1 protein-coding gene is annotated in these 1,482 nt (G+C 67.8%); it reads left to right on the forward strand.

Annotation, left to right across the window (positions count from 1 at the left end):
* Nucleotides 1–307: 307 nt before the first annotated feature.
* A partial coding sequence (locus AC6EI8_RS26445; RefSeq protein ID WP_498383385.1) for an exonuclease domain-containing protein occupies nucleotides 308–1,482 on the forward strand: 1,175 nt, incomplete at its 3' end.

Genomic DNA, 1,482 nt, shown 5'->3' on the forward strand with positions numbered 1-1,482 from the left:
ATTTCGCTTCTCGTCAACAGGTTGCCAGCACTTTTTTGCTGCGGCTTCCAGCACCGCAGCGCTTTCGCCTTCCCCGCCAACCCCGCCGCCGTTCGGCTGCGAGGGGGCGAATATTAAGGGAGCGTGACAGCCATTGCAAGCGCTTTTTTCGGGACCCCGCGATGCCGCTTCACAAGTCGCATCGATCACTCCTCGAATCGATGGGGTGCCAGGGATGGGATCAGTCAAGCGCCAGCGATGGAATCAATCCGGCCCCGCCGATCGATCAATCAGGCCCCAACGCGATCGCGGCGCTTAGAATCGCTGGATGCCGAACCCGCCCAGCCACCACGACCAGCCTACTTATCTAGCGGAGCGCCTGCCCGCGGACGCGCCGCGCCAGCTCGACGCCGTCACCCTGGCGACCGCCCTGGCCCGGCCGATCGTCTTCGTCGATCTGGAAACGACCGGCACGGACGCGCAGCGCGACCGCATTACCGAGATCGGCGTGGTCGAGGTCGGCCCGGACGGCGTGACCGAATGGGACACGCTGCTGGACCCCGGCTGCGCGATCCCGCCCTTCATCCAGCGCATGACCGGCATCACCGAAGAGATGGTGCGCGGCCAACCGACCTTCGAGTCATTGGCCGAGAGCCTGGCCGAGCGGCTGCAGGGCAAGCTGTTCGTCGCCCACAATGCCCGCTTCGACTATGGCTTTCTGAAGCAATCGTTCACCCGCGCCGGCATTACGTTCCGCGCGGACGTGCTCTGTACCGTCCGGCTGTCGCGCGCGCTGTTTCCCTCGGTGGAGCGCCACGGGCTGGACGCGCTGATCGCACGCTTCGGCCTGCAGCCGAAAGGCCGGCACCACGCGCTCGCCGACGCCGAGCTGTTGTGGCAGTTCTGGCAACAGGTGCACGGACTCTATTCAGTCGAGCTGGTCGAATCGGCGATCGCCTCGCTGGTCAAGCGCGCCAGCCTGCCGGCGGGCCTGGAAGAGACCGCGCTCGACGACGTCCCGCAGGCGCCCGGCGTCTATCTGTTCCACGGCGACAACGACGCGCCGCTCTACGTCGGTAAGAGCGTCAACCTGCGCCAGCGGATCGGCGCGCATTTCTCGGGCGACTATCGCTACGGCAAGGACCTGCGGCTGTCGCGCGCGGTGCGGCGCGTCGAATGGCGCGAGACCGGCGGGGAGATCGGCGCGCTGCTGCAGGAAGCGCTGCTGGTCAAGCAGCTTGAGCCGGTGCACAACACGCTGTTGCGGCGCAAGGGGCCGCTGTTCGCGTGGGAACTGCCGGACGGCCTGATGGCGCCGCGCCTGCGTTCGGACCGCGATACCGATTTCAGCCGGCATCGCGGCCTGTTCGGCGTCAGCGCCAGCCGCGCCGGCGCGTATGCCCGGCTGCGCGAACTGGCCGAACAGCACGGCCTCTGCCAGGCCACGCTGACGCTGGAACCGCGGGCCCGGATCGGGACGCCGTGTTTCGCGCGCCAGCTCCA

This window comes from Cupriavidus sp. R6-3, assembly GCF_059772245.1.